Origin of the sequence: Sphingobacterium sp. Mn56C, assembly GCF_049319645.1 — a bacterium.
In the GTDB taxonomy this organism is placed as follows: Bacteria; Bacteroidota; Bacteroidia; order Sphingobacteriales; family Sphingobacteriaceae; genus Sphingobacterium.
The window spans coordinates 175,689-198,659 of sequence record NZ_JBMOUC010000005.1 but is presented as its reverse complement, the minus strand read 5'-3'; the positions used below and the strand labels follow the sequence as shown (position 1 = coordinate 198,659).

15 protein-coding genes are annotated in these 22,971 nt (G+C 41.0%); 7 read left to right on the top strand and 8 right to left on the bottom strand.

The window, feature by feature from the left end; genetic code table 11:
* The first annotated feature begins 36 nt into the window (after positions 1-36).
* Positions 37-3,846, top strand: coding sequence for a DNA-directed RNA polymerase subunit beta (gene rpoB / locus ACL9RF_RS13665; protein ID WP_422801193.1), 3,810 nt, complete (start codon positions 37-39; stop codon positions 3,844-3,846).
* A gap of 75 nt (positions 3,847-3,921) precedes the next feature.
* Complete coding sequence (gene rpoC, locus ACL9RF_RS13660; RefSeq protein WP_422801192.1) at positions 3,922-8,199, top strand: DNA-directed RNA polymerase subunit beta'; 4,278 nt, start codon at positions 3,922-3,924, stop codon at positions 8,197-8,199.
* 132 nt (positions 8,200-8,331) lie between these two features.
* On the opposite strand, the gene ACL9RF_RS13655 is transcribed toward rpoC, so the two are convergent.
* Positions 8,332-8,985: a bifunctional 4-hydroxy-2-oxoglutarate aldolase/2-dehydro-3-deoxy-phosphogluconate aldolase gene (locus ACL9RF_RS13655; RefSeq protein WP_422801191.1), complete on the bottom strand. Its 654-nt coding sequence runs from the start codon at positions 8,983-8,985 to the stop codon at positions 8,332-8,334.
* Between the two features lie 77 nt (positions 8,986-9,062).
* Positions 9,063-10,055: a PfkB family carbohydrate kinase gene (locus tag ACL9RF_RS13650; RefSeq protein ID WP_422801190.1), complete on the bottom strand. Its 993-nt coding sequence runs from the start codon at positions 10,053-10,055 to the stop codon at positions 9,063-9,065.
* Between the two features lie 162 nt (positions 10,056-10,217).
* Here ACL9RF_RS13650 and ACL9RF_RS13645 point away from each other — a divergent pair, with 162 nt between their 5' ends.
* From ACL9RF_RS13645 to ACL9RF_RS13630, 4 genes are all read left to right on the top strand, one after another.
* The gene (locus ACL9RF_RS13645) at positions 10,218-11,039 is read left to right on the top strand and encodes an SDR family oxidoreductase (protein WP_422801189.1); all 822 of its coding nucleotides are present in this window, start codon (positions 10,218-10,220) and stop codon (positions 11,037-11,039) included.
* Positions 11,040-11,055: 16 nt separating this feature from the next.
* Positions 11,056-12,225, top strand: coding sequence for a mannonate dehydratase (uxuA, locus tag ACL9RF_RS13640; RefSeq protein WP_422801188.1), 1,170 nt, complete (start codon positions 11,056-11,058; stop codon positions 12,223-12,225).
* A gap of 67 nt (positions 12,226-12,292) precedes the next feature.
* Positions 12,293-13,714, top strand: a complete 1,422-nt coding sequence (gene uxaC, locus ACL9RF_RS13635) for a glucuronate isomerase (RefSeq protein WP_422801187.1) — start codon at positions 12,293-12,295, stop codon at positions 13,712-13,714.
* Between the two features lie 61 nt (positions 13,715-13,775).
* Positions 13,776-15,155, top strand: coding sequence for an MFS transporter (locus tag ACL9RF_RS13630; protein ID WP_422801186.1), 1,380 nt, complete (start codon positions 13,776-13,778; stop codon positions 15,153-15,155).
* Between the two features lie 580 nt (positions 15,156-15,735).
* On the opposite strand, the gene ACL9RF_RS13625 is transcribed toward ACL9RF_RS13630, so the two are convergent.
* The gene (locus ACL9RF_RS13625) at positions 15,736-16,386 is read right to left on the bottom strand and encodes a LolA family protein (RefSeq protein ID WP_422801185.1); all 651 of its coding nucleotides are present in this window, start codon (positions 16,384-16,386) and stop codon (positions 15,736-15,738) included.
* Between the two features lie 7 nt (positions 16,387-16,393).
* Complete coding sequence (locus tag ACL9RF_RS13620; protein ID WP_422801184.1) at positions 16,394-19,141, bottom strand: DNA translocase FtsK 4TM domain-containing protein; 2,748 nt, start codon at positions 19,139-19,141, stop codon at positions 16,394-16,396.
* A 141-nt stretch (positions 19,142-19,282) separates the two neighbouring features.
* Here ACL9RF_RS13620 and ACL9RF_RS13615 point away from each other — a divergent pair, with 141 nt between their 5' ends.
* On the top strand, positions 19,283-19,999 hold the full coding sequence (locus ACL9RF_RS13615) for a DUF4397 domain-containing protein (protein ID WP_422801183.1): 717 nt from the start codon (positions 19,283-19,285) through the stop codon (positions 19,997-19,999).
* A gap of 95 nt (positions 20,000-20,094) precedes the next feature.
* On the opposite strand, the gene ACL9RF_RS13610 is transcribed toward ACL9RF_RS13615, so the two are convergent.
* The 4 genes from ACL9RF_RS13610 to ACL9RF_RS13595 are packed head-to-tail and all read right to left on the bottom strand — an operon-like array spanning position 20,095 to position 22,959.
* Positions 20,095-20,529: a hypothetical protein gene (locus ACL9RF_RS13610; RefSeq protein ID WP_422801182.1), complete on the bottom strand. Its 435-nt coding sequence runs from the start codon at positions 20,527-20,529 to the stop codon at positions 20,095-20,097.
* On the bottom strand, positions 20,529-21,419 hold the full coding sequence (locus tag ACL9RF_RS13605; RefSeq protein ID WP_422801181.1) for a hypothetical protein: 891 nt from the start codon (positions 21,417-21,419) through the stop codon (positions 20,529-20,531). Before ACL9RF_RS13605 ends, ACL9RF_RS13610 begins: the two co-directional genes overlap by 1 nt.
* Positions 21,420-21,453: 34 nt before the next feature.
* Positions 21,454-21,999: an RNA polymerase sigma factor gene (locus ACL9RF_RS13600; RefSeq protein ID WP_422801180.1), complete on the bottom strand. Its 546-nt coding sequence runs from the start codon at positions 21,997-21,999 to the stop codon at positions 21,454-21,456.
* Positions 22,000-22,002: 3 nt separating this feature from the next.
* Positions 22,003-22,959 carry a transketolase family protein gene (locus tag ACL9RF_RS13595; protein WP_422801179.1) on the bottom strand — a complete coding sequence of 319 codons (957 nt, stop codon included), beginning with the start codon at positions 22,957-22,959 and terminating at the stop codon, positions 22,003-22,005.
* Positions 22,960-22,971: the final 12 nt, after the last annotated feature.

Sequence of the window (22,971 nt, the reverse complement as noted above, 5' to 3'; positions counted from 1 at the left end):
TAAGTTCAGTTTTTTATAAACTAAAATCTTATTCCCTTGGCAAACAATAATATTCAAAAAGAAAGAGTAAATTTTGCTACAAGTAAAAAGGTTATTGATTACCCGGATTTCTTGGATGTGCAATTGGAGTCTTTCAGGGAGTTTTTTCAATTAGAAACTACTTCTGACAATCGCCATCAGGAAGGGTTGTACAAGGTTTTCGCGGAAAACTTCCCTATTTCTGATTCAAGAAACATTTTCGTGCTAGAGTTTTTGGATTATTTTATTGATCCACCACGCTATGATATCCAAGAGTGTATCGAACGTGGATTGACGTATAGCGTGCCTTTGAAAGCAAAATTGAAGTTATCTTGTAATGACGAAGAACACGAAGATTTCGAAACTATCGTACAAGATGTATATTTAGGTACTATACCGTACATGACACCAAAAGGTACTTTCGTTATCAATGGTGCGGAGCGTGTTATTGTATCTCAATTACACCGTTCTCCTGGTGTTTTCTTTGGTCAGAGTAGACACACAAATGGTACAAAACTTTATTCGGCAAGGGTAATTCCTTTTAAAGGATCATGGATCGAGTTTGCTACCGACGTAAACAACGTGATGTATGCCTACATCGATCGTAAGAAAAAGTTCCCGGTTACTACTTTATTACGTGCTATCGGTTACGACTCGGATAAGGATATCTTAGCCTTGTTCGATTTAGCTGACGAGGTAAAAGTTAGTAAGTCAGGATTAAAGAAATACGTTGGTCGTCGTTTAGCGGCAAGGGTATTGAATAAGTGGACAGAGGATTTCGTGGATGAGGATACAGGTGAGGTAGTATCTATCGACCGTAACGAAATCATCTTTGAACGTGAAACTATCTTAGAAGAGGATCACATTGATTTAATTATCGACGCTGGCGTTAAATCTATTATTTTAACGAAAGAGGATGAATCAAACAATGCGGATTACTCTATCATCTATAATACATTACAGAAGGATACTTCAAACTCGGAAAAAGAAGCCGTAGAGCATATCTACCGCCAATTACGTAACGCTGAACCACCTGATGAGGAAACTGCTCGTGGTATTATCGACCGTTTATTCTTCTCAGACAAACGTTACGATTTAGGGGATGTTGGTCGTTACCGCATAAACCGTAAATTGAAATTGGGTACTCCTGATGAGACGAAAGTCTTAACGCGTGAAGATATTATCGCTATTGTGAAGTACTTGATCAACTTGATCAATTCTAGAGCTGAGGTGGATGATATTGACCACTTGTCGAACCGTCGTGTTCGTACGGTGGGCGAACAGTTGTATGCGCAATTTGGTGTCGGTTTAGCGCGTATGGCGCGTACTATCCGCGAGCGTATGAATATCCGCGACAACGAGGTATTTACACCTACAGATTTGATTAATGCACGTACATTATCATCTGTAATCAATTCGTTCTTTGGAACGAACCAGTTGTCTCAGTTTATGGACCAAACCAACCCATTAGCCGAAATTACGCATAAGCGTCGTCTTTCTGCTTTAGGTCCTGGTGGTCTTTCTCGTGAGCGTGCCGGATTTGAGGTTCGTGACGTTCACTATACACACTATGGTCGTCTTTGTACAATTGAAACACCGGAGGGACCAAACATTGGTTTGATTTCTTCGTTGTCGGTACATGCTAAAATTAACAACTTAGGTTTTATCGAAACACCTTACCGTGTGGTTACAGACGGAAAAGTGGCCGTAGATCAGCCTGTTGTGTATTTGTCTGCAGAAGATGAGGATGGTAAAACGATTGCGCAGGCAAACGCTATTTATGACGATAAGGGTAACTTCGAAGATCCTAAGGTTAAAGCTAGATATGAGGGTGACTTCCCGATTATCGAGCCTGAGAAATTGGATTATATGGACGTTGCGCCTAACCAGATTACTTCGATTGCGGCTTCGTTGATTCCTTTCTTGGAACACGATGATGCGAACCGTGCCTTGATGGGGTCGAACATGCAGCGCCAAGCGGTGCCTTTGTTGCGCCCGCAAGCGCCAATCGTAGGAACGGGCTTGGAAGGCCGTGTGGCTTCCGATTCACGTACTTTGATTAATGCGGAAGGTAATGGTGTCGTGGAATATGTGGATGCACAGGAAATTAAAATCCGTTACGAACGTACGGATGATGATCGCTTGGTGTCTTTCGACGATGATATTAAAACATATCGCTTAATTAAATTTAAGAAAACCAACCAGAATACCTGTATCAACTTAAAACCTATCGTTAAGAAAGGACAGAAAGTTTCTAAAGGTCAGGTATTATGTGAGGGGTATGCTACGGAAGATGGTGAGTTAGCTTTAGGACGTAACTTGAAGGTTGCATTCATGCCTTGGCAGGGATATAACTTTGAGGATGCGATTGTAATTTCTGAGCGTGTTGTGTCTCAGGATATCTTTACTTCTTTACATATTGAAGAGTTTGAATTAGAAGTGCGTGATACAAAACGTGGGGAAGAGGAATTAACGGCTGATATCCCTAACGTTTCGGAAGAAGCAACTAAAGATTTGGACGAAAATGGTATTATCCGTGTGGGTGCTGAAGTGGGTGAAGGTGATATCTTAATCGGTAAAATTACACCTAAAGGTGAATCTGACCCTTCGCCAGAGGAGAAATTATTGCGCGCTATCTTTGGTGATAAAGCGGGTGATGTTAAAGATGCATCTTTGAAAACACCTCCTTCAATTAAAGGGGTTGTTGTGGATACCAAATTATTCTCGCGTGCGAAAAAAATGTCTAAAGAGGTAGAGCGTAAAGCTTTAGAGAAATTAGAACTTACACATGAGAAGAACTTACGTCACCTTAAAGAACGCTTGGTAGACAAATTATTTACCATTGTGAACGGTAAAACTTCCCAAGGTATTTATAATGTTTATAAGGAGTTGTTATTAGCTAAAGGTGCTAAGTTTACACAAAAAATATTAACAGATCTTGACTATGCTAACGTTAATCCTTTCGGATGGACAACAGACGAGGATAAAAACGATATGATCAAGATTGCTCTTCATAACTATAACATTAAGTTGAATGAGGAGTTAGGTGTTTTCAAACGTGAGAAATTTGCTGTTTCTGTGGGTGATGAGCTTCCTTCTGGTATTGTGCAGATGGCGAAAGTTTATGTGGCTAAGAAACGTAAATTGAAAGTGGGGGATAAGATGGCTGGACGTCACGGTAACAAGGGTATCGTTGCCCGTATCGTGCGTGATGAGGATATGCCTTTCTTGGAAGATGGAACACCGGTTGATATTGTGTTGAATCCACTAGGGGTACCTTCTCGTATGAACTTAGGTCAGATCTACGAAACTGTTTTAGGTTGGGCAGGTCAGAAATTAGGAATGAAGTTTGCTACGCCAATCTTCGATGGTGCTGAAATGGACCAGGTTGAAGAGTGGGTTGAAAAAGCAGGTTTACCAAGATCTGGTCGTACGTACTTATACAATGGTTTAACAGGGGATCGTTTCGACCAGCCTACAACTGTTGGGGTTATTTATATGTTGAAATTAGGGCACATGGTTGATGATAAAATGCACGCGCGTTCTATCGGACCATACTCCTTGATTACACAACAGCCGCTAGGTGGTAAGGCGCAGTTCGGTGGTCAGCGTTTTGGTGAGATGGAGGTTTGGGCATTAGAGGCATTCGGTGCATCCAATATCCTTCAGGAAATCTTAACTGTGAAATCCGATGATGTTGTAGGTCGTGCTAAAACTTACGAGGCTATCGTTAAGGGTAATAACTTACCGACTCCATCTGTACCTGAATCGTTCAACGTATTGGTACACGAGTTACGTGGTCTAGGTTTGGACATCACATTAGATTAATCAAGCAAAAATATAAGCATAAGGGATTCTCGTAGTCTCTTATGCTTTCACATACATCTTTAAGTTATACAACGTATGTCTTACAAAAAAGATAATAAAATCAAAAGTAACTTTACTTCGATCACGATAAGCTTAGCTTCTCCAGAAACTATTTTGGAGCGTTCTAGTGGTGAGGTTACTAAACCAGAAACTATCAACTACCGTACGTATAAACCAGAACGTGATGGTTTATTCTGTGAACGTATTTTCGGTCCGGTAAAAGATTATGAATGTCACTGTGGTAAATATAAACGTATCCGTTATAAAGGTATCGTTTGTGACCGTTGTGGTGTGGAAGTAACCGAGAAAAAAGTACGTCGTGAGCGTATGGGACACATTAACTTGGTGGTTCCTGTGGCTCATATTTGGTACTTCCGTTCGCTACCTAATAAAATTGGTTATTTACTAGGTCTTCCAACGAAGAAATTAGATATGATCATCTACTACGAAAGATATGTGGTTATCCAGGCCGGTATCAAAGAAGATGATGGTATTTCTTATATGGACTTCTTAACAGAGGAAGAGTATTTGGATATTTTGGATACTTTGCCAAAAGAAAACCAATACTTAGACGATAATGATCCGCAGAAATTCATCGCTAAGATGGGTGCTGATGCGTTGGAGGAATTGTTGAAACGCCTTCAATTGGATCAATTATCATACGATTTACGCCACCAGGCGGCTAACGAAACGTCGCAACAGCGTAAAAATGAAGCGTTGAAACGTCTTCATGTTGTGGAGGCTTTCCGTGGTGCGAATACGCGTATCGAAAATAAACCGGAGTGGATGATTGTGAAAATCGTTCCTATTATTCCACCGGAGTTACGCCCGTTAGTGCCTTTGGATGGAGGGCGTTTTGCAACATCCGATTTAAATGACCTTTATCGTCGTGTTATTATCCGTAACAACCGTTTAAAACGTTTAATCGAGATCAAAGCTCCAGAAGTAATCCTACGTAACGAAAAACGTATGTTGCAGGAGGCGGTAGATTCTTTATTTGATAACTCACGTAAAGTAAATGCCGTTAAAACGGAGGGTAACCGTGCCTTGAAATCTTTATCGGATATCTTAAAAGGTAAACAAGGTCGTTTCCGTCAAAACTTATTAGGTAAACGTGTGGATTACTCGGCTCGTTCGGTAATCGTCGTTGGCCCGCACTTAAAATTACACGAGTGTGGTCTTCCTAAAGATATGGCTGCCGAGCTTTACAAACCGTTTATCATTCGTAAGATGATTGAAAGAGGTATTGTAAAAACCGTAAAATCAGCGAAGAAAATCGTAGATCGTAAAGATCCGGTTGTATGGGATATCCTGGAGAATGTATTAAAAGGACACCCTGTATTATTAAACCGTGCACCTACGCTTCACCGTTTGGGTATTCAGGCTTTCCAACCTACTTTGGTAGAGGGTAAAGCGATTCAGTTACACCCATTAGTGTGTACAGCGTTCAACGCCGATTTCGATGGTGACCAGATGGCGGTTCACTTACCTTTAGGTAATGCTGCAATTTTGGAAGCCCAAATTTTAATGTTGGCGGCACACAATATCTTAAACCCTGCAAATGGTTCTCCGGTTACGGTACCATCTCAGGATATGGTATTGGGTCTTTACTATATTACTAAAGGCCGTAAATCTGATGAAACGCGTAAAATGCAAGGTGAAGGTAGTACGTTCTACTCTCCTGAGGAGGTTATTATCGCCTTGAATGAGAAACGTATCGACTTACACTCTTGGATTAAAGTAAGAACTTACGATAAAAATAAAGACGGTGAGCTTACTTTACAGCTTATCGAAACGACAGTAGGTCGTGTTATCTTCAACCAAATCGTTCCTGAAGAGGTTGGTTTTATCAACGAAATCTTAACGAAAAAATCATTACGTAATGTAATTGGTGAAATCGTGAAGTCTACCGGTATGGCGCGTGCTGCAAAATTCTTGGATGATATGAAGGAACTTGGTTTCCAAACAGCATTCAAGGGTGGTCTTTCGTTCAACTTGCAGGATTTAAATATTCCTGCTGCTAAAGCGGAATTGATTGCACAAGCGATGAATGAGGTTGATGAAGTAATGAACAACTATAATATGGGTTTCATTACCAACAACGAACGTTACAACCAAATTATCGATATCTGGACGCGTATTAACAACAGATTGACAGCGCACGTTATGGATATTCTATCCAACGACAACCAAGGTTTCAACTCGGTTTATATGATGTTGGATTCTGGAGCGCGTGGTTCTAAAGAGCAGATTCGTCAGTTGTGTGGTATGCGGGGATTGATGGCGAAACCTCAGAAATCAGGTACTTCTGGTGGTGAGATTATTGAAAACCCGATTTTATCGAACTTCAAAGAAGGTCTTTCGGTATTAGAATACTTTATTTCTACCCACGGTGCGCGTAAAGGTTTGGCCGATACGGCATTGAAAACTGCCGATGCGGGTTACTTAACACGTCGTTTACATGATGTGGCTCAGGATATGATTGTTGTGGATCATGACTGTGGTGGTTTACGTGGTATCTATACAACGGCTTTAAAAGATAATGACGATATCGTTGAACCTTTATATGACCGTATCTTAGGTCGTACACCGTTGAACGATGTATTACACCCGGTAACGGATGAATTAATCGTTGCTGCAAACGAGGATATTACCGAAGAAGTAGCCGCAGCGATTGAAGAGGCGGGTATCGAAGGGGTAGACATTCGCTCGGTATTGACCTGTGAGTCGAAACGTGGTGTTTGTGCTTGTTGTTATGGCCGTAACTTGGCATCGGGTAAACGTGTACAAATGGGTGAAGCTGTCGGTGTTATCGCTGCCCAATCTATCGGTGAACCAGGTACACAGTTAACACTTCGTACGTTCCACGTGGGGGGTACTGCATCGAACATCGCTGCTGAATCTACAATCATTGCGAAATACGAGGGTACTATCGAGTTTGAAAACGTACGTACCGTTGAAAAAGAAGGTGAAGATGGTCCGTTCCAAGTGGTATTGGGTCGTTCTGGCGAGATTAAAATCGTTAATAACGATAGAAAAGTACTTTACCAACAGATTATCCCTTACGGTTCGAACCTTTTTGTTAAAGAAGGAGAGAAGGTTGAAAAAGGTGCTAAATTGGTAGACTGGGATCCTTATAACGCAGTTATTATTTCTGAGTTTGCAGGTAAGGTTGAATTTGATGCAATTATCGAAGGGGTTACCTTCCGTGAAGAGTCTGATGAGCAAACGGGGCACAAGGAAAAAGTTATTATCGAAACACGCGATAAGACTAAAAACCCTATGATCAAAATCTTAGACAACAAAGGGGAGATTATCCGTTCATACAATATTCCAGTAGGATCACACGTTGCTGTATCCGACGGACAGAAAGTTAAGGATGGTGCTATCTTAGTGAAAATTCCTCGTTCTACAGGTAAAACACGAGATATTACAGGGGGTCTTCCTCGTGTAACCGAATTATTCGAAGCACGTAACCCTTCAAACCCGGCTGTTGTTACAGAAATTGACGGTGTTGTATCTTTAGGTGGTGTGAAACGTGGTAACCGTGAGATTTCTATCGAATCGCGTGATGGTCAAGTTAAACGTTACCTAGTGCCATTGTCGAAACATATCTTGGTGCAGGATAATGACTTTATCAAAGCGGGTATGCCATTGTCGGATGGTCAGATTTCTCCTGGAGATATCTTATCGATCAAAGGTCCTTCGGCTGTACAGGAATATATCGTTAATGGTATCCAAGAGGTTTACCGCCTACAGGGGGTAAAAATCAACGATAAACACTTCGAGACTATCGTTCACCAAATGATGCAGAAAGTAAATATTGAGGATCCAGGAGATACGCGCTTCTTAGAGAAAGAGGCCGTAAATAAATGGGACTTCATGCAGGAGAACGATTCGTTGTACGACAAGAAAGTAATCGTAGACGCTGGTGATTCAAATACTTTACGTCCAGGTCAGATTGTAACGTTACGTAAATTACGTGAAGAGAACTCTAACCTTAAACGTCAAGACTTGAAATTAGTTGAGGTTCGTGATGCTATTCCAGCAACGTCGAGCCCACTATTGCAAGGTATTACCAGAGCGTCATTGGGTACAAAATCATTTATCTCGGCAGCATCTTTCCAGGAAACTACGAAAGTGTTGAACGAAGCTGCTATCGCAGGTAAACGTGATGATTTGTTAGGATTGAAAGAGAACGTTATCGTTGGTCACTTAATCCCTTCAGGTACTGGTCTACGTAAATACAGTAACATTATCGTAGGTTCTCGTGAAGAGTACGATCAATTGTTAGCTTCGAAAGAAGAAGATTAATCCCCAAAGGATTTTCAAATATTAAAATAGGTGTCCCCATAAAGGACACCTATTTTGCTTTATTATTTAGGCTATCTTTCCTCTTCGCTACAGGTTACAGAGGTTAGGCATTTTAGCTTTTTACGTTTACGATTACACCACGGCACTGTTCAAATAGTAGGTAAGTACAGCGTTACAGCGCCGGCTTAACCAGCTTAAATCGGTTGTGTTTTCTGGGTTATCAAACAGCTTGGACCCCATGCCGATGGCAGATACACCGGCTTGTTTCCATTCGTTTATACTTTGTTGCGTTATATCTACACCTCCTGTAGGCATAAACTTTAGGTCTGGGAACAGTGGCTTTATTGCTTTTAAAAAGTTGGGCTTTAGGCTGTCGCCAGGGAATAGTTTTATTAAAGGCGCTCCGAATACTTCGGCCATAGAAATCTCCGTAGGGGTCATGCAGCCTGGTATCCAGCTTATGGAATGTTGTTTCGCAACGGCTGCAATTTCTGCTGTAACTATTGGGCTTACGATAAAGTCGGCACCGCGTTTTACATATGCTGCTGCCTGGGCCGCAGTTTTTATGGTACCTATACCCAATTGTAAATCCTTAAGATAGGTATCCCGGTGCTGTAGCAGGGCATCGAAGTTTCTTTCGGCATAGGTTCCACGGTTTACAAATTCAAAAATACGTATTCCTCCGGCGTAGCAGGCCTCGAGCGTGGCTATGCAACTGTCGATATCATCGTGGTAGTATACGGGTATAATGGGGGCTTGTTTTAGGGTTGTTAATAATCGGTGCATAAGATGGTTTTTGTTGTAGGTTAATGTATTTTTTATGCAGTGGTAGAGGTTTTGTGTACAGGCTAAGCCTGGTATTTCTAACCAAAATCTCCGGCTATAAATAGTTTTTCAAAACCTGCCTTTGTCGCTGTATCAATAATTTGTTGCGGGCTCAATTGTTGTACTAACGCGTATATCAGTCCGCCCATAAAGGCATCTCCAGATCCTATTCTGTCTATAACCACATGGGTCTCTAAGCTTTCTGATATGGCATCGGCCGTACGGCTGTGGTAGCAACCATAAAATAGGTTGTGTTGGGGGCTATCCATAAACCTAAAGGTGTTGGCAACATGCTTACACTGCGGAAATTTATCAAATATTTCTGCTGCCGACTGCTTTGAAAAGGCATTGTAGGTGGCCTTATCGGTATTACGGTTTAAGGAATCATCGATTGAAGTTCCTAACATTTTGTGAGCCGCCCATATATTTCCCATAATTACATCGGCATACTGTGCCAGTGTAGGCATTACTTCGATGGGTTCCTGGCCATATTGCCACAGGCGACTTCGGTAGTTTAGGTCTACGGAAACTGTAATTCCCTTTTTATGGGCTGTCGCTAATGCTGTTTTGCACTGTGCAGCAAGCGCTGGATTTAATGCGGGTGTTAGTGCCGTAAAATGAAACCAGTCTACCGTATCAAGCAGCTCATCCCAGTTTATAGCGTCGGCTTTGAGCTGGCTAAATGCCGAATATTTGCGGTCGTAAATTACATCGCCATTGCTTAGTCCGTTTGCGGATAGGAGGTAATAGCTTCCTAGACGGTCGCCTTGATGGATAAATGCTGAGGTATCGACTCCATAAGATTGTAAACAGCTTTTGATTTCCTGTACTAACATCTGGTCTGGCCCGACACTGAGGTATCTTGTGGGGATGCCTAGTTTGGCTAATGTCACCGCGACGTTTGCTTCTGATCCGCCGGGATATATTTTTAATTGCCCGGTATTGGCCGTGAAAAATGACGCTTCTGTACTTTGTAAACGGACTAATAGTTCGCCAAAACACAATACCGTAGTGTTGGATGTAGCTTGCATAGTTATACGTGTTGAAACCGAAATTACAAATTGTCAGCCTTTTATGGAATCTACTCTTAGACCTATTTACGATAACGTTTTCGTAAATAAATACTTCAATATGCTTTTTATTTCTCCTGGAGATTAGCAATTTTAGTTTTCACGAACCTAAAAAAAATAAGTATGAGCATATTGGACAAATTTTCCCTTTCGGGTAAAGTTGTGGTTATAACTGGGGCTACAGGTGTGCTGGGCAAGTCTTTTGTCAATGCTGTGGCAGAAGGGGGGGCTCGGGTGGCCATTATTGGGCGTAATGCGGAGCGTGCTCAGCAACGTGTAGAGCAGGTATTGCGTTTAGGTGGTGAAGCGCTGGCCATACAAGCGGATGTGCTGGTCGAGGCTGAAATGCTGCTGGCTAGGGAGCAGATTCTTGCAAAATGGGGTACCATCGATGCTTTGGTGAATGCCGCTGGTGGTAACATCCCCGGCGCTACGGTGGGCCCTGAGGATGACCTTTTTGCGGCCAGTATGACGGACATCGCTAAAACATTGGATTTAAACTTGATGGGGACTATAATTCCTACTCATGTTTTTGGTAGGGTTATGGCCGAAAAGGGGGCTGGAAGTATCGTAAATATTGCCTCTTTAGCCTCGCATGCTGCCCTTACACGTGTTTTGGGCTATACGGTCGCTAAAGCTGGAATCGTTGGGTATACCAATTGGATGGCAACAGAAATGGCGTTACGCTATGGTGATAAGGTGCGCGTTAATGCGATCGCACCGGGTGTTTTTTTAACGGAACAGAATAGAACCTTGCTAACGAATGGGGATGGTTCGTATACAGAACGCGGACAGAAATTTGTTCTTAATACTCCATTTAAACGTTTGGGCAACCCTGAAGAATTGGAGGGCGCTTTGTTGTTTCTGTTAAGTGACGCTTCGGCGTTTGTGAATGGTGAAACTTTATATGTTGATGGTGGTTTTACCGCCTGGACGGGTGTGTAATTTAATGGTTGCTGTCATGAAAAAAAATAGATTAACCCAATCTTGGCGTTGGTATGGTCCGGAGGACCCGGTGAGCTTACAGGATGTTAAACAGGCTGGAGCTACTTCAATTGTATCGGCATTGCATTATATTCCGCATGGTGAGGTTTGGCCTGTGGCGGATATTCAACAGCGTAAACAACAGATTGAAGATGCTGGCTTGACTTGGTCAGTGGTGGAGAGTGTACCGGTGCATGAGGCCATAAAAACGCGGACAGAAGCTGCGGATAGCTTAATTTTAAATTATAAGCAGACTTTACGCAACCTTGCTTCTTGTGGTATTAAAACAGTTTGTTACAACTTTATGCCTGTATTAGATTGGACGCGTACGCAACTGGATTATGAACTGAAGAATGGTGCTAAAGCCTTGTATTTTAATTGGTCTGATTTGGCACTTTTTGACTTGTTTGTGCTAAAGCGTACGGATGCGGCGTTGGATTATCCGCTGGAGGTTTTGGCTGAGGCTAATTTGAAATACAAGCGTTATACCGCTGCTGAAATGGCTATGCTTACGGATACTATTTTAATGGGTATCCCTAGTGAAAAGGCTATTTCTTTGGAGGATTTGAATGCTAGTATTGCAATTTATAAGCAATTGGGGCGTCAGGGCTTGCAGCAGAATCTGCTGTGGTTCCTGCGTGAAATCGCTGATGTCTGTGAAGAGAATGGCGTGAAAATGACCATTCACCCGGATGACCCGCCTTATCCGATTTTGGGTTTACCGCGTATCGCATCTCGTAAGGAGGATTTTGAGTTTATACTAGCGGGCGTTAATAAACCTTTTAATGGTGTTTGTTTTTGTACGGGCTCTTTAGGTGCTAGCCCTGATAATGACTTGTTAGCGATATTTTCTGTGGTAAAGGAAAGGGTATATTTCGCTCATTTACGTAATGTAAAACGCGACGATGGGGGTAATTTTTATGAAGCGGATCACTTGGATGGGGATGTGGATATGTATCGGGTAATGGTCGCTTTATCGGCGGAGAATGCGAGCCGTGCTGTCCCAATTCCTTTCAGGCCGGACCATGGTCATCAGATGTTGGATGACTTGCATAAAACAACGAACCCTGGGTATTCGGCTATAGGTCGCCTCCGTGGCTTGGCAGAATTACGTGGCTTGGAGTTGGGGATTTTGGGCGGCTATTAATCTGCTCGTTTATGGATCTAGGTATGGGTCTTTGTGCTATCGTTTTTGAAAAATAAATAGGCTAATAATGGAAAATTTTATAGGTGCTAACTTTTTATTGCAGTCACATTTGGCTGAGCGGTTGTATTTTGATTATGCAGCGGATTTGCCAATTATTGATTATCATGCTCATCTTTCTCCACAGGAGATTTTTGTGGATAGAAAGTTTGAGAATATCACACAGATTTGGTTGCAGGGTGACCATTATAAGTGGCGGGCAATGCGGGTGTTAGGTGTGGATGAGCGGTTTATCACGGGAAATGCTAGCGATAGGGAGAAGTTTCAGCATTGGGCAGAAACGGTGCCGTATACTTTACGTAATCCTTTGTTTCACTGGACGCATATGGAGCTTAAAAATCCTTTTGGTGTTTCGGAATTGCTAAATGGCGTTAGTGCTGAAGGAATTTATAATCATACCAAGGAGTGTTTGCAGCGCGATCAGTTTTCTAGCCGAGGTTTATTACAGCATTTTAACGTGGAGATGGTCGGCACAACGGATGATCCTATCGATACGCTTGATGCACATTTAGCATTGGGAAATTCGGATTTTAAAACACAGGTGCTTCCTTCTTTCCGGCCGGATAGGTGTTTAAATATTGGCGGGGGGGATTCTTTTAGGTTGTATATTTCACAGCTTGCCGCTGCTGCAGGGGGGGCTATTTTTGATTTAGATACTTTGCTGGTCGCGTTGTTTAAGCGTGTTGATTTTTTTCATGCCGCAGGTTGTCGTATTGCTGACCATGGTTTGGGCCAATTGCCTCTGCAAGGGCAGGTTTCTACGGAGGAAATTAACAGGGTATTGCGTGCAGTTTTGGATGGCGATGATGCTTCGGCATCGCTGGTCGTGCAAGAGGCTTTTGCATTTTATATACTGAGCAGTCTTGCAAAACGTTACCATCAGCTAGGGTGGGTGCAGCAGTATCATCTCGGAGCGATAAGAAATAATAACAAGCGTTTGTTGCAGCTTCTGGGGCCTGATACAGGCTTTGATTCCATCGGCGATTATCGTCAGGCGGTTGGTCTTTCGAATTTTTTAAATCACCTCGATGCCAGCGATCAGCTCGCTAAAACTATTATTTATAATTTAAATCCCGCAGATAATGCCGTATTCGCTACTATGGCAGGGAATTTCCAGTCTGGCGGTATTCGTGGAAAAATACAGTTTGGATCGGCATGGTGGTTTTTAGATCAGTTGGATGGTATGGAACAGCAAATAAATACATTATCAAATATGGGCTTGTTAAGCTGTTTTATTGGTATGCTTACCGATTCCAGAAGTTTTTTGTCTTACTCCAGGCATGCGTATTTTCGTCGTTTGTTGTGTAATATCTTCGCTCGTGATGTTGAAAACGGGGTATTACCTAATGATAGCAAGTGGATAGGTGAAATAATAACGGCCATTTGTTATGGCAATGCAAAGCAGTATTTTTTTAGTAATCAGGTAACGTGACAATGCATCGTTAGCAGACTAAATATAAACCGTATAAACCATATAAACACGATAACAAATTATGATAAACCAATCCATTGGCAACTATAGGTGGACTATCTGTGCGCTATTATTTTTTGCTACAACCATCAATTACCTGGATAGGCAGGTGTTAAGTTTACTGCATCCGACTTTGGAGGAGGAGTTTGGGTGGAGCAAATCTGATTATGCCAATGTGACGGCGGCATTTCAGTTTTCTTATGCTTTATCTATGCTTTTTGCGGGCCGTTTTATCGATAGGCTTGGCACGAAAAAGGGCTTCGCTATTGCCATCGTTTTATGGTCTTTTGGGGCTATTATACATGCCTATTCCATAGAAATAGGGTATTCGGCAGCGGCAATTTTAGCCAAACTTGGCTTTGCTGGTCTTTCGGTTTCTATCCTTGGATTCTCGATTTCTAGAGTTGTGCTGGGCATTGGGGAGTCGGGTAATTTCCCGGCTGCAATAAAAACTACAGCGGAGTATTTTCCGAAAAGGGAACGGGCTTTGGCAACGGGAATTTTTAACTCTGGCTCTAATATTGGTGCCGTACTGGCACCGTTGACGGTGCCTTGGATGGCCGTAAAATGGGGCTGGCAGTCGGCCTTTATTGTTGTGGGTGTGGTGGGGTTTATATGGCTGGTATTCTGGTGGATTTTTTATGATAAACCCGAGGAGCAAAAAAGACTGTCGCGAGCTGAATTAGCACATATCAATAGTGATGCGGACGGCGATGTGGCCGCACCATCCCTAGATCCGCAAACAGCAAGTCTGTCGAAAACGTCTTGGTATAGGCTGCTCTCTTTTAAACAGACTTGGGCTTATGTGTTAGGGAAGTTTATGACCGATGGGGTATGGTGGTTTTTCTTATTTTGGTTGCCTTCTTATCTTAAAGATCAGTACCATATGACTGGTACGGATATTATGTTGCCGCTAGCGGTACTTTATAGCATGACTATGGTTGGTAGTATTGGTGGTGGTTGGTTTCCAATGTATTATATTAATAAAGGGTATAAGGCCTATGATGGACGTATGAAAGCTATGTTTATTATTGCGTTGTTTCCCTTAGTTGTACTCTTGGCACAGCCTTTTGGTGGTGTTTCTTATTGGCTGCCGGTCGTGCTTATCGGCGTAGGTGCTTCAGCACATCAAGCTTGGTCGGCAAATATTTTTACGACGGTTTCGGATATGTTTCCAAAGCATACTGTGGCAACAGTTGTCGGAATTGGTGGTATGGCTGGAGGAATGGGCGGGGTGGTGTTATCCAAGTTAGGCGGATGGCTGTTTGATAAGTATCAGCAGTTGGGTAGTATTGAAACGGGATATACCATAATGTTTACGATATGTGCGCTTTCGTATATTGCAGCTTGGACTGTTATGAAACTGTTGGTGCCAAAAATGAGGGTTATTGTTTCGGTGTAAGCGTCCATGTAGTTAAATTTAAATGGGGCGCTGGTGTAAGAATATTTTTTGCTAAAAGGTATAGTAAAGAAATAACGTACTTCTAAAAATATGTTATTTCTTTACTTTTTTTTTATGTTATCTTCAATAGGCTGCATTTAGTTTTCATGGGTTCATCCTTTTGTTAGAAACTTCACCGTAAGTGTTACTTGTGTCGGGTTTTTATTGGAGGCATTTGCGCCTATGTATATGGCATGACTTTACTTGTTCTTTTTATTGAGGTCAATTTTGGCCTTTTCGTCTGTGCTGCTCAATATAGCTTCGACATGCCATGTTTTTAAATAACTGTTAACCTAAAATAGAATATTTGGAGTGCTCAAATTAATTTCTGACCTGCTATACATAAAAACACCTATTTATTTTAAAAGATTTGCTTAGTTTTATTGCAGCTATACTAGCTGGAGGGATTTTATCTTGCATTCTATCTGTAAGCAAATTAGAGTTATAGCTACAAAAGAAAAGGTAAAGTGTAGAATACTACGCTTTACCTTTTCTGTACATACTGCAACCAAGTGTTAGGCCATTGCCAATTTAAAAGCCTTTATCTTAAATCCACAATTTCATAAGACTTATACCTGTCTTTATTGAAGACAAATGTACTTTCCGGAAATTTTTCTCCTACATATAGTGTATTTAGAGTATATGTAAATTGATTATTTGATTTATCGAATACCACCACATCATGAATATGGTTGTTTTTGTTCACCCGGATTTTGATCTTCTTATAATTTGTTTTGCTTTCTAAGGGCTGTAGCTCTATTACCGAAAGATTTTCTGTTTTGCCATTCTCTTGTATCCTCTCTGCGGTTTGTAATTTGTAAGCATACCCCTTTTGAAAGAAGGTAAACAGGTTTGTTGGTCCTATAGTAGCGTCATTCTCCTCCGCATCGGTAATCTGTATCTCCTGCAAGTCTTTCGCAATATTCCATATGGTTTTACCATCAGAAATAATCTCCTGATTTTGCATTTTTATGGCATATTGGTTTTTTGCCTTGCTGAAGTACATTATACCCTTATCGTTGTAGCTGCCATTTTTACCGTCCTGTGCCGATAGGCTGAAGTCTGAACGTATGCTGCTATAATCTTTGTATTTTTTAGCGACCTCATTCAATAATTTTTTGGCATCTGTTTGTGCCATACTCAAGGTGGATACCACACTTAAGCATAAAGCAAGAGCAATTTTTTTCATCATCTTCATGTTACTTTTTTAATGTTTCCAAAAACTGTTCCAAGGAGTATTCATCCGGATATAGAACTTCTCTGGCTTTACTGCCTTCAAACGGCCCTACAATTCCAGCTGCTTCCAACTGGTCGATGATACGTCCGGCCCTATTATACCCTAATTTAAGCTTACGCTGAATCAAGGAGGTAGAGCCTTGCTGATGCATAACAATAAGTCGGGCTGCCTCTTCAAAAAGTTGGTCTCTATCATCCAAATCGAAATCTGACGAACCTGATCCTTCACCCGATTCATCCACATATTCGGGTAACATAAATGCGGAAGGATAACCACGCTGACTGCCAATATAGTCGGAAATACCTTCAACTTCTGGCGTATCGACAAATGCACATTGAATGCGGATTAAATCACTCCCGGTAGCTAAAAGCATGTCTCCACGACCAATCAATTGGTCGGCACCTCCCGAATCCAAAATTGTACGGGAGTCGACTTTAGATAGCACCCGGAAAGCAAGCCTTGCGGGGAAGTTAGCTTTAATTGTACCGGTAATAATATTTACCGATGGGCGCTGTGTTGCAATAACGAGGTGTATACCTACCGCCCTTGCCAATTGCGCTAACCGTGCTATCGGTGTTTCCACCTCTTTTCCTGCCGTCATCATCAAATCTGCAAACTCATCAACAATAAGAACTATAAACGGTAAGAATCGATGTCCCTCCTCAGGGTTTAATCTTCTATTGACAAATTTTACATTATATTCTTTTAAATTACGGACCTGCGCATTTTTTAATAGATCATAACGCTGATCCATCTCAATACAAAGCGAGTTTAACGTGTTTATTACCTTTTTAGTATCGGTAATAATAGCATCCTCCTCGCCAGGAAGTTTTGCCAAGAAATGTCGTTCTACCTTTTTAAATAACGAGAGCTCCACTTTTTTCGGGTCTACCAAAACAAATTTTAACTCTGCGGGATGTTTTTTGTATAACAACGATGTTAAAATTGCATTGATACCTACCGATTTACCCTGCCCGGTAGCACCCGCAACCAGTAAGTGAGGCATCTTTGCTAAATCGGCAATATACACTTCATTGGATATTGTTTTTCCCAATGCTATAGGCAAATCCATTTCCGTTTTTTGGAATTTCTCTGTCATCAGTACCGAACGCATGGATACCATTTCGGGGCTGCTATTAGGGACTTCAATACCTATCGTTCCTTTCCCTGGCATCGGCGCGATGATACGTATACCTAATGCCGCTAAACTTAAAGCAATATCATCCTCCAGGTTTTTAATTTTAGAAATACGCACCCCCGGTTTAGGGATAATTTCATATAAGGTAACAGTAGGGCCTATGGTAGCTTTAATCTGTTCAATTTCAATGCTATAATTGCGTAGTGTTTCTACAATTCTATTTTTGTTTGCCTCCAGTTCCTGTGGATTGATAGCAATTTTTCCGGAGCCATAATCTTTTAATAACTCCAACGAAGGATGCTGATATCCCGAAAGGTCCAACTTCGGATCGTACTCTCCAAACTGTGCTACCAAATCATTTGCTGTGATCTGTTTTTCCTCGGTAGCTTTCTCCACCGATAACACCGGTCCTGTTTTTTCCTCTTCGGCTTCCAGCTCAATTTCTGGTTCAGTAAAAGAATCGTTTAACGATAATTCTATCGCATTATTATCCTCCCTGAAGGCGCTGAAAGCATTTGCATGGTTAGTATCTGTATCTGCTACGGTAGATTTAACGTTGAAAGTAACGCTTTCTGCGGCCTCCACATTATCCAGTTCATCCTCCTCATCTGCCACTATAGGCTCGTTTCGTAAATGACTATATCGGTCATTTAAGCTCTCCTTTAGGGGAACCATAGTTTGCTGAGCTGCCGTATTATTTGTATTACTTGTATTACTAGTATTACTAAGGGTGTTTGATACTTCAATTACAGCGCCATCAATACTGATATCGTCGGTATGCGTTTCGGTATGGCGTATATTAGCTTTCGGCGTTATGTCTACGTCCTCATCCTCCTCTTCTTCATCCAGGTCGTATTGTTTTTTTCCAAGGCCCAATGAAACCTTAAGATCAAGGTTGTAAATTAAAATTAATGCCGTTAAGTAGGCAAACAAAAGCAAACCGCCAACGCCGTACTTACCGATTTGTGCATTTAAAAGATTGTTGGTCCAGAAGCCAAACTTTCCTTCTAAAATATGGGGTGTTTCTGTAATATAATCCTGAATAAAACCTAGGGTAAAGGATAAGAATAAGATCGCGATAAAAGAGTATAAAATAGTTTTCCATACTGGAAATAGAGACTTTTTGTATAACAGCTTGTAACCTAAAACAAAAAATATCAATATAAAGAAAAATGAAGCTACCCCGAACCACTCAAAAATAAATTGGTTCGCCAATAAGGCACCAATTTTACCTAGTTTATTTTCTACAATAGGCAAATCGGCACTTTCATCCTGTAATTCCTCTGTCGACTTAAAGAGTGTACCCCAACCTCCATTGGTTGCTGCTATATAACTTTGGTCTTCTTTCCATGTAAATAGATAGGAGATAAATGCTACGGCAAACAGAAATGAACATAGCAGGAAAAACAACCCTAATATCTTCAAAAATTTCCGTTGCCCTTCAGTGAAATCTATGCTATCAAAAGACTTAATAAGTGGAGGTCTTTTTTTTACAGGCGCAGCACCTTTTGAAGCTTCTTTTTTTGCCCTGCCCAGACTACTGTTTTTAAATGTATTTCCTTTATATGCCATTGAAAATTGTATACTTTTCCTAATACAAACTTATTAAAAAAAAACTGGAGAATGGCAGCTATTCCTGGGGAAAACTCTTAGTTTGTAGCATTATTAAGATCATTTACGTTTTAATCTTTAAATTAGTATAAAAAATAATATATGCGGGCTTGCTTTAGTTTTATTGGGGTTTTTATCCTGCTTTTGATTACTGGCTGTAATAAAGACGGCCTTTCCTTAAATCGTCCTAACGATACGCCTGGTAATATTGCGGCGGTGGCTACCTTTAATCTTATTCCCGGATCAACCTCGGTTGTGGGGAGATTAGGAGCGGCATCCTTATATACCCTTACAGGAAGTTTTGATTTTGGCCGCTATGCCGCGTATAAAAACTTTTTACCCGGAACGAATAAACTGGAGGTGGAAAGTTTCTTTGATAATAAGGAACGTAAACAGCTCGTACAAAACATCAGCCTGACTGCTGGCCGCGCTTATAGTTTATTTTTGTACGAGGATAAGGAGGTAGGAAGTTTACTCACTGAGGATAATATTATTTTACCCCGGGAGGGCTATGCTAAAGTTCGCTTTGTGCATATGGGGAAATCCCTAAGCCCGTTGTCGCTGTATATTGGAAATGAGGATAAGCCACTTTTTGCAAATATAGCTTTTAAGGGAGTTAGTGATTTTAAAGAGATTTCTACACATAATACCGGTCCATTAGAATTTAAAGCTGCTTCCGGTTCTAATACCGTATTGCTGACTATAGAACCGCAAAATTTGATAAGTAGGGAGATTTATAGTGTTCTTGTAATAGGGGATTTGGAGTCTAACTTACCCAATGAAAAATTACAGGCAAAAATCGTAATACATAGCCGGTAATAGCTTATAGCCTATAAAAAAGCCGTAAGTACGACACTGTTTGGTAAACAGCTAAAACTTACGGCTTTTTTTATAATCTTCTATTCGATTTATTTTTATCGCTTACGGCTACTATTTTGACGGTTTTGGAGGGTGTTCCTTAACAAGTCGTTAAAGTCTTCAACAACCTGAAAAAATTGTGACGCACGTGCTTGACCGATTACCTTGGTAAAATCTGCTCTATATTTTTTTTTAATCTCGACCTCTTTAGCATCAAAGGCAATGACGTCTCTGCTTCCGCTTAATGAATTAGCACCTTCGGGCGTAGTATTACCTCTTTTAGCTTTTTTTAAGTCCCACATTTCCTCGTTATACTTATTGTATATGGGAAAGAAACGCTGTGCTTCTGCACGGGTTAATTTTAGCTCTTTGGTTATGTAAGCAATTTTTTCACTTTCTATAGCTTCAAAATTCTCTTGCTGGGCATATGTTGCTAAATGAAGAGTGAATACTAAGCACAACGTGGTGATAATATACTTTAATCTTGACATTATAACATGTAATTTAAATATTCCTCAATATCTTCGTTTTCAACCTTATTATCTAAATGTATGGAATCGTCGCTGTTATCTACCATAAATTTGGCCAAATGCATCAAATCTTCGCCTTCGGAAACCTGCGCCAAGTAATTCACCAAGTCCTCATCACTAATATTTTGTAGCGCTAAAGTAGGCACATTGTCAGCAGCGTCGGCAGCAGAAAGGCTAGCAAATTGAAGACTATCCTCCGTAACAGCAGCAGTTTGTTGCCACATAAAGTACACTGCAGCACCCATAAGCAGCATCACAGCAGCAGCGGCACCAGAAATATAGTTAATCCAATTTCTTTTCGGGGCAAGTGGAACGATTTTCGGTGTATTGACCGCATCGCTACTTGCAGGATTTATAGCCCCTAGAATATTGTTTTCCAAGGTATGCCAATAATTGTTTGGTACAGTAAACGGATTTTCTTGTTTTTTCCAATCATGTACCTTTATCTGCGTCATAAGCTGTGCAGCCGACGTAGAGAAATAATTATCCGCTGTAGCGAAACCATCCTCCGCAACGTTTTGTTTCAACTTTACTTCGGCAACTTCGGCTAAAATAGACTGTTGCAGGTGGGCTTCAAATCCTGTAGGAATTGAAAAACCATCCTTAGGAATAAGGTCTTTCAACCTGTCTTCCGCAATTTTGTTTTGAATAGTTTGAGAAAGCTGATCAAAATAATCGTCGGGCAGTACTGAAGTTGTAATATCCTGTATGGCAGGAAGTTTTATTTCGTTTAAAATATGTTGTTGCTGCTCGATAAAGAAATTTTCAGGGACAACAAAAGACGATTGACGCAAAGAATCTGGCAAAATTGTTTTGCTAGAACATTCGTTATATGTGTCTTTTTCCTTCATTGTGTAGCTTTAGATACAATCTAATAGTAAAGGTTTAATCGTGGCTATTAAAAAAGTTTTCTATTTTTTTTACAGCAAGATGGTAGGATGCTTTAAGGGCGCCGACACTAGTGCCCAAAATTTCGGATATTTCATCATATTTCATGTCTTCAAAATACTTCATATTGAAGACAAGTTTTTGTTTTTCAGGCAGTGTTAATAAAGCCTGCTGTAGTTTCATTTGCGCTTTGTCGCCATTAAAATAGGTCCCACTCGCTAATGTTTCCGCCAGGTATGAGGTGCTATCGTCGTCTAAAGAAACATTATACTTCTGCTTTTTCTTGTTTAGAAATGTAATGCATTCATTTGTTGCAATGCGATATAACCAGGTATACAATTGAGAGTCTTCTCTAAATTTATCCAAGTTACGCCATACTTTAACAAAAATATCTTGGGTCACGTCATCCGCATCGTCATGATCGATGACCATGCGTCTGACATGCCAATATATTTTTTGTTGATATTTCTTCAACAAATGACCGAAAGCCTCCTCGCGGGAGCTTTCTGCGGCAAACATAGCTATGATTTGCGCATCTTCCATGTATTATTTTTTTCTGCTAATTGCTTTTTGGGCTGCCGCAACAATACTAGCCGCATTAAGGCCATATTTTTCCATTAGCTGAGCTGGAGTTCCCGACTCACCAAAGCTGTCGTTTACTGCAACATATTCTTGTGGGGTAGGAAGTTCCTTCGCTAATACCTGTGCTACTGAATCACCTAAACCTCCTAAGCGGTTATGCTCTTCAGCCGTAACAACACAGCCCGTTTTAGCAACAGATTTTAATACCGCTTCTTCATCCAATGGTTTGATGGTGTGGATGTTAATAATTTCGGCATCAATACCTAATTTCTCCAATTCTTCGCCTGCTTTAATAGCTTCCCATACCAAGTGTCCGGTAGCAATAATTGTAACATCTTTACCTTCGTTTAACATTACGGCTTTCCCGATTTCGAAAGTTTGGTCTGCCGGTGTAAAGTTAGGCACTACAGGTCTTCCAAAACGCAGGTATACTGGGCCATGGTATTTTGCGATAGCAATAGTAGCAGCCTTTGTTTGGTTGAAATCACATGGATTGATAACCACCATGCCCGGTAGCATTTTCATTAAACCGATATCTTCTAACGTTTGGTGTGTGGCACCATCTTCCCCTAACGTTAAACCTGCATGTGAAGCACAGATCTTCACGTTTTTGTCGGAGTAGGCAATAGATTGACGTATCTGATCATAAACACGAGCCGTAGAAAACTCTGCAAATGTTCCGGTAAAAGGAATTTTACCACCAATTGTTAAACCGGCAGCAATGCCCATCATATTGGCCTCGGCAATACCAATTTGGAAAAAACGCTCTGGAAACTCCTTAATAAAAGCATCCATTTTAAGTGATCCTATTAAATCTGCACATAGTGCAACTACGTTTTCGTTCTGTTGACCTGCCTCTAATAATCCGACGCCAAAACCTGAACGGGTATCTTTTGACTCAGTATATGTGTATTTTTTCATGTTGTATTAAAA

What these genes read in the sequence shown, in the direction of transcription:
- rpoC (WP_422801192.1), top strand. Translation starts at nt 3,922, where the DNA reads ATGTCTTACAAAAAAGATAATAAAATCAAAAGTAACTTTACTTCGATC.
- ACL9RF_RS13655 (WP_422801191.1), bottom strand. Translation starts at nt 8,985, where the DNA reads ATGCACCGATTATTAACAACCCTAAAACAAGCCCCCATTATACCCGTA.
- ACL9RF_RS13650 (WP_422801190.1), bottom strand. Translation starts at nt 10,055, where the DNA reads ATGCAAGCTACATCCAACACTACGGTATTGTGTTTTGGCGAACTATTA.
- ACL9RF_RS13645 (WP_422801189.1), top strand. Translation starts at nt 10,218, where the DNA reads ATGAGCATATTGGACAAATTTTCCCTTTCGGGTAAAGTTGTGGTTATA.
- uxuA (WP_422801188.1), top strand. Translation starts at nt 11,056, where the DNA reads ATGAAAAAAAATAGATTAACCCAATCTTGGCGTTGGTATGGTCCGGAG.
- uxaC (WP_422801187.1), top strand. Translation starts at nt 12,293, where the DNA reads ATGGAAAATTTTATAGGTGCTAACTTTTTATTGCAGTCACATTTGGCT.
- ACL9RF_RS13630 (WP_422801186.1), top strand. Translation starts at nt 13,776, where the DNA reads ATGATAAACCAATCCATTGGCAACTATAGGTGGACTATCTGTGCGCTA.
- ACL9RF_RS13625 (WP_422801185.1), bottom strand. Translation starts at nt 16,386, where the DNA reads ATGATGAAAAAAATTGCTCTTGCTTTATGCTTAAGTGTGGTATCCACC.
- ACL9RF_RS13620 (WP_422801184.1), bottom strand. Translation starts at nt 19,141, where the DNA reads ATGGCATATAAAGGAAATACATTTAAAAACAGTAGTCTGGGCAGGGCA.
- ACL9RF_RS13615 (WP_422801183.1), top strand. Translation starts at nt 19,283, where the DNA reads ATGCGGGCTTGCTTTAGTTTTATTGGGGTTTTTATCCTGCTTTTGATT.
- ACL9RF_RS13610 (WP_422801182.1), bottom strand. Translation starts at nt 20,529, where the DNA reads ATGTCAAGATTAAAGTATATTATCACCACGTTGTGCTTAGTATTCACT.
- ACL9RF_RS13605 (WP_422801181.1), bottom strand. Translation starts at nt 21,419, where the DNA reads ATGAAGGAAAAAGACACATATAACGAATGTTCTAGCAAAACAATTTTG.
- ACL9RF_RS13600 (WP_422801180.1), bottom strand. Translation starts at nt 21,999, where the DNA reads ATGGAAGATGCGCAAATCATAGCTATGTTTGCCGCAGAAAGCTCCCGC.
- ACL9RF_RS13595 (WP_422801179.1), bottom strand. Translation starts at nt 22,959, where the DNA reads ATGAAAAAATACACATATACTGAGTCAAAAGATACCCGTTCAGGTTTT.